This is a genomic window from Gammaproteobacteria bacterium (assembly GCA_013696315.1).
In the GTDB taxonomy this organism is placed as follows: Bacteria; Pseudomonadota; Gammaproteobacteria; order JACCYU01; family JACCYU01; genus JACCYU01.
Genome location: JACCYU010000072.1, coordinates 1 through 6,326 on the forward strand (window position 1 = coordinate 1; position 6,326 = coordinate 6,326).

General features: G+C 60.3%; 6 protein-coding genes and 1 tRNA gene. All 7 read right to left on the reverse strand.

What is annotated here, in order from left to right; genetic code table 11:
• Position 1 precedes the first annotated feature (1 nt).
• Positions 2 to 77, reverse strand: a tRNA-Ala gene (locus H0V34_04005).
• 98 nt (positions 78 to 175) lie between these two features.
• Positions 176 to 1,591 (reverse strand): glutamate--tRNA ligase, encoded by a 1,416-nt coding sequence (gltX, locus tag H0V34_04010; protein ID MBA2490888.1) that lies wholly within the window; start codon positions 1,589 to 1,591, stop codon positions 176 to 178.
• Positions 1,592 to 1,673: 82 nt separating this feature from the next.
• Entirely contained in the window at positions 1,674 to 2,561 is an 888-nt protein-coding gene (locus H0V34_04015; GenBank protein MBA2490889.1) for an adenylate/guanylate cyclase domain-containing protein, read from the reverse strand.
• Positions 2,562 to 2,572: 11 nt separating this feature from the next.
• A complete protein-coding gene (locus H0V34_04020; GenBank protein MBA2490890.1) occupies positions 2,573 to 3,646 on the reverse strand; it encodes a type IV pilus twitching motility protein PilT in 1,074 nt (357 codons plus the stop codon).
• Between the two features lie 90 nt (positions 3,647 to 3,736).
• A complete protein-coding gene (locus H0V34_04025; protein ID MBA2490891.1) occupies positions 3,737 to 4,825 on the reverse strand; it encodes a PilT/PilU family type 4a pilus ATPase in 1,089 nt (362 codons plus the stop codon).
• 10 nt (positions 4,826 to 4,835) lie between these two features.
• On the reverse strand, positions 4,836 to 5,723 hold the full coding sequence (locus H0V34_04030) for a serine/threonine protein kinase (protein MBA2490892.1): 888 nt from the start codon (positions 5,721 to 5,723) through the stop codon (positions 4,836 to 4,838).
• A 2-nt stretch (positions 5,724 to 5,725) separates the two neighbouring features.
• Positions 5,726 to 6,326 (reverse strand): HEAT repeat domain-containing protein (locus tag H0V34_04035; protein MBA2490893.1); only part of this gene is annotated, 601 nt, incomplete at its 5' end.

Below are 6,326 nucleotides of genomic sequence, written 5' to 3' on the forward strand. Positions count from 1 at the left end.
GTGGTGGAGCTAGGCGGGATCGAACCGCCGACCTCCTGCATGCCATGCAGGCGCTCTCCCAGCTGAGCTATAGCCCCACGAGCGGGAAACGGAATGCTAAGTGGGGCTTGCCGGTGTGTCAACCCGATGCATCCCGCACAGTCCTGGGTCCAGCCCCGTGCATTCAGGCTGCACGCTACGCGCCGTGTGGTCTCGCCCGAATAAAATCGATGGCGCAACGTATGCGCGCCAGGGCGCGCGATTTGCCCACCAGTTCCAGGGTGCTATCAATCGGGGGCGACACCGCACCGCCGGACACCGCGACTCTAAGCGGCTGCGCGACCTTGCCCAGCTTCAGGCCACGCTCATCTGCCAGGCCCGCGATCACATTATGGATCGCTGGCGCCTGCCACGCTTCGAGACCGTCGAGCACGGCCGCCAGCGCCTCAAGTAATTCGGCGGCCTCGGCAGACAGGTGTTTGTCCGCGGCTTTTGCGTCGTAATCCTTGAAGTCAGCGTAGAAAAATCGGCTGTTTTCGGCCAGTTCTGTCAATGTCCTGGCGCGTTCCCGCTGCGCGTCCCACACAAGCTCCAGCTCAGGCCCATTCTCCAGCGGAATATCGAGTCGCAGCATCTGCTCGCGCAAATGCGGGAGCACCATCTCAGCTCCGCTGTACTTGATGTAATGCTGATTAAGCCACAACAGTTTGTCGGGATTTAACGTCGCGGCGGCGCGATGCACCTGCTGAATGTCGAACAGTTCGATCAGTTCCGTACGCGAGAATATCTCCTGATCGCCGTGTGACCAGCCTAGGCGTACAAGATAGTTGACCAGCGCATGCGGCAGATACCCGTCATCGCGATACTGCAACACGCTGACGGCGCCGTGACGTTTTGACAATCGCTTGCCATCGGACCCCAGAATCATCGGCACATGCGCGTACTGCGGGAGCTCGGCGCCGAGCGCGCGCAGAATATTGATCTGGCGCGGCGTATTGTTCAGGTGATCGTCGCCGCGGATGACATGCGTGATGTCCATATCCATGTCATCGACCACGACCGTAAAATTGTATGTCGGCGAGCCGTCCGCACGGACGATGATCAAATCGTCCAGCTCACCATTGCTGAACGTGACTCGGCCATGCACCAGATCGTTGACCACGGTTTCGCCGGCGAGCGGGTTTTTGAACCGCACCACGGGTTGCACACCGGGCCGCGGCGGGCCCTGATAATCGCGGCAACGCCCGTCATAACGCGGTTTTTGCCGGGACTCGAGCTGCGCGGCGCGCACGGCTTCGAGTTCCTCGCGCGTGCAGTAGCAATGGTAAGCATGCCCTGCATCCAGCAATTTCTGGCTGCCTTCTCTGTAGCGGTCGCCGCGCTGACCCTGGTAATGAGGACCCTCGTCGTAATCGAGATCGAGCCAGGCGAGGCTACCGAGAATGGCGTCCACGGACGCCATCGTGGAACGCTCGCGGTCGGTGTCCTCAATGCGCAGGATGAATTTTCCGCCCTGTTTTCTTGCGTATGCCCATGAGAACAGCGCCGTGCGGGCGCCGCCGATGTGGAGATACCCGGTGGGACTGGGTGCAAAGCGGGTGCGTATCGTCATGGATAAGGCTTTGTGAGGAATTTGAGAACTGATGCCTGGCGGCGGTGGCGCGAATGCCAGCCGCAATGAAAAACTTCTTCTGTTACTCGGCCACGTAGTGAATCAGCAGCTCCTGCTGGTCTCTGTGTGTGGTGCGGCCGAGACTGATCGAGCCACGTCCCCAGAGCGGCGTTTCTTCGCGGCGCAGATACACCTCCTGTCCATCGAGATGCCGGACGAAAGTACCATTGGTGCTTTGGTCCAGAAGCACGAACTTGCCGCGACGATAGGCGATGCTGGCGTGGATGCGGGATACCAGATTCGCATCCACCACCAGGTCGCAGGCGGCATGCCGCCCCATAAGCACACCCCGGGTGTCGGACAGGATTGTAAGCTGTCGTTCCTTGTACTTAAGGTAAATGCGCGAGATAGTCTGCGCCTGAACGTCGGCGCGTGTCAGAATACTGGTGACATCCCCATGTTCCCACAGCACTTCGTAAACTGAGATCTCGCGCCGGTCACCCTTGAGGGTGATGATATCGTAAAGCCGGGTCAACGCCGCGTTCTCCGGCGCGAGGTCATCCACAGTGTTTTGTGTGGTGATGATCTGACCCGGCTTGGCGATGGTAGTCATGACCGCGGCGATGTTGGCGGCGTCACCATGCACATCGTTATCATCCACGAACGCCGCACCTTTATGCAGGCCAATATGCACCGCAAGCGCGACACAATCGAAAGGCTGCGCCATGACTTCCTGCATGCCGCACGCCGCGTGCACCGCGTCGTCGGACCGCGCGAAGCGGCACATGATCTCATCACCTATGGTCTTGACGACAGCGCCGGAATGCCGGTCACTGACGAGTGCCATCGCGCTCAAACATCGGGACAGGACGCCGCGCGCGCGCTCATCGCCATAGCGTGCGTACAGACCGGTACTATCGGCCACATCCGCGAACAGCACGGCGCATTCAACGTTTTTGTCCGAAGCCATTATTAAGGACACTACTGAGAACGTTCAGCCGGCGGCAGGTATCGGTCGAACTCGGGCTTGGCGCGCGCGGCATCGAAGGCCTCGCGGCCCGTGATGAGTTGCGCCTGCACCAGCTTGTGCAGCGCGTTGTCCATGGACTGCATGCCCATCGACGAACCGCTCTGCAAGATGTTTTCGATCTGATCGATGCGGCCCTCGCGAATCACGTTGGCAACTGCCGGCGTATTGATCAGAATTTCAATTGCCGCAACCCGCCCGCGCCCGTCTGCACGCCTGACGAGTTGCTGCGAAATAACGCTGCGCAGTGATGTGGATAACATGGTGCGAATGTGTGGCTGCTTCTGCGCCGGAAACGTGTTGATGATGCAATCCACCGTACCGGCCGCGCTGTTGGTGTGCAAGGTGCCCATCACCAGTATACCGGTTTCAGCCGCCGTTACGGCCAGTCCCATGGTTTCCAGATCCCGCAATTCGCCGACCAGAATCACATCCGGATCCTGTCTTAATGCCGAGCGTAACGCACTTGCGAAACTGGCGGTATGCTGTCCGACTTCGCGCTGGCTGACCATACACCGGTGGCGCTGATGCATAAATTCGATGGGGTCTTCGATGGTCACGATATGCCCGTCGCAGGTGCGGTTCACGGCGTCGATCATCGCGGCCAGAGTCGAGGACTTGCCCGAGCCGGTCTTGCCGGTCACCAGGATCAGGCCCTGCTTCTGCGTGCACAGACCCGCCAGAGACGCGGGCAACCCCATCTGTTCCAGCGAACTGACCACGGCCGGGACAATCCGAAACACCGCGCCCATGCCATACAAATGTTGAAACACGTTGACCCTGAAGCGCGCGAGCCCTTCGCGCGTCAGCGCGAAATCGGCGTCGTCGTGCTGTTCGAAGTGGGCGCGGATCCTCGCCGGCATGACGCCGTACAGCATCTCGCGCGTGGCCTGCGCGTCCAGACGAGTCTCGTCTATTGCGGCCAGTTCACCGAAACGGCGCATGCGGGGCGGGTCGCCGGCGACGAGATGCAGGTCCGACCCCTTCTCCGCGATCACGCGCCTGAGCATGTCATCCAAATTCGGCATGTCATCGACTCCATCGAAACCAATGTTTGAAAACCAGGGCAGATTCGGCTGCAAGGCGGCGAAGGTTGCGCGCCTGACGCGGGCCGTGAGTTACCCCGCCGACGCCTTGAACAGCAGTGCCGGATCGGTCACGAAGCGCTGAAACAGCTTATTATCCGTGGCGTTCAGGTAGGCTTCGTCCGGGTCCACTTCTTTGCGCTTTACTGCGTCCAGCAGCGCCTGATCCATAAGCTGCATGCCTTTGTCACGGCCAGTGCGAATCTGGTTCGGAATCTGAAAGGTCTTGTCCGTCAGAATGAGGTTACCGATCGCGTGCGTGTTGAGCATTATCTCGACGATCGCCTTGCGGCTCCGGCCATCCGCGGTCTTCACCAGCACCTGGGTTAATACGGCGTGCAGATTCTGGGAGAGAAATATTTTGCCCTGCTCCCGCTGTTCGGCCGGCAGCGCATCCAGAATCCGGTCCAGAGATTTGGTCGCGGATGTCGTGTGTAAGGTCCCCAGCACCAAATGACCGGTTTCGGCTGCCAGCATCGCCATACTGATGGTCTCCGGGTCGCGCATCTCGCCTACCAGGATCACATCCGGATCTTCACGCAACGCTGCGCGCAGGCCGGCCGAAAAGCTTTTGACGTGCGTGCCCACTTCGCGCTGGATGACCTGCGACTGTTTGCTGGGATGAATGAACTCGATGGGATCTTCCAGGGTGATGATGTTCATGCGTCTGGTGGTGTTGATGTGGTCGATCAGCGCCGCGAGCGTGGTGGACTTGCCGGTGCCGGTCGAGCCGGTGACCAGCACCAGCCCCTGACGGTAATGCGCGAGTGTTTGCACCACCGGCGGCAGCGCCAGCGCCGCGAACGCCGGGATTACCGTTGGTATGTGTCGCAAGGTGGCGCCTACGCCTGAAGACTTGCGGTACAGGTTCACCCGAAACCGCCCGACGCCGTCCGACATATAGGAGAAGTCCAGATCTTCGCCATTGATAAGTTTTTCCTTCTGCGTAACAGTCAGAATCTCTTGTAGATAGCTTTCCAGTTCAACCTGACCCAGCTCCCTGAACTTGATCGGTAGCAAATCCCCGTGCATCCGCAGCATCGGCGGTACGCCCACCGCCAGATGCACATCGGAACACCCTTGTTCACGGCCGAGTTTCAGAAATGCATCGATGCGTGGCACGCCGGCTCCTTTACGTTTCGAGCGCCGCGAGGCTGGATCTGAGCTCGCCCATGCTCTGAAAACGCAGCTCCGGCGTGGTCGCCATGCATTTCAATATCACCGCGCTCAGGGTCAGCGGCAACTGGGCATTGAGCTGCGTTGGCGTCTGCGCCCTGCCCTGCACGTGCTGATACATGATCGCCATGCTGTCCGCGCCGGCATAGGGGGGGCGGCCGGTCATCATCTCGTAGAGAATAATGCCAAGGCTGTAGATGTCGGTGCGCGCGTCTACAGGTTTGCCGAGCACCTGCTCGGGCGCCATGTAGGTCGGCGTGCCGATCACCAGGCCCGTCTTGGTCAGCCGTGCTTCGGTATCGCGAACGGCCGCGGCAACACCAAAGTCGACAATTTTTACCAGGCCCACATCGTTGATAAGAATGTTGCTGCGCTTCAGATCGCGATGCACCACACTGACGTGGTGCGCGGCTTCCATGCCCGCACATACGTCCTGCGTAATCTTCAGACCGCGGTTCGTATCCATGGGCTTGCGTCCGCGTATTTCCGAGCCCAGCGTATGACTTGGGAAATATTCCATGGAAATGGCGGACAATTTGCCAAAGGTGATCATGTCGAAGATGCGGATGACGTTGCGATGCGTAATCCGGCGCGCGAGCCTTAGTTCGTAGACGAAACGTTTGATCGTACTTTCATCGGTTGCCATCTGCGCGTGCAGAAATTTGAGAATGATCTCTTCCCTGATCATCAGATCTTCCATCAGATACACGGCACCGAACGCCCCCCTGCCGATAGGCCGAATGTATCGATAGCGTTCCGCCAGCACATCGCCCGGCTTGAGGGTTGCCATGTCCACGGTTTCCGGCCGGGGGAGATGCGTTCCACGCGACACGGTCTCAGGCATGATCAGCGCGCCGGACGTGTCTCCTGACCGGTCCGCGGCCAGCAGCCGGGTGGTGTGTTGATGCCGGTCGCATAGCTTGCGCGGATGCGCGCCGACATCTCGCCGGCCAGCTGGCGAAGTTCCGCGCCCCCGTCGGCCGTATGCTGCGTGAGGGCGATCAGAATCGTATCGGCGCGGGATTCATCCACCAGCGACGCCAGCGCTGTAAGCGCCTCGCGCCGGACGTTGTCCGAACCAGTTTTCAGCTTTTCGATAACCGGCCTGACCGCCGCGCCCGAACCCAGCTTGCCCAGCGCCCGGACCAGCACCAGAGTCAGCGCTTCTTCCTGGGCGGGTTTGTCCAGCATGCGGATGAGCGCGGGCACCGCCCGCTTGTTGCCCAGCTCGGCCAGTGCATCGATGGCGCGCTCCTGTACCCACCAGTCGGAATCCAGCGACACCAGCAGATGATCGAACATGGCCGGGTCTTTGGTCGCGTTGACAATCTCGATCGCGGCGCGGCGTACGAACTCGTCCTCGTCCTTGATCAGGGCGACTATCGATTCCACCACCCGCGGTCCGCCGATCCTGCCCAACGCATCGGCCGCACGGGTACGGACCCAC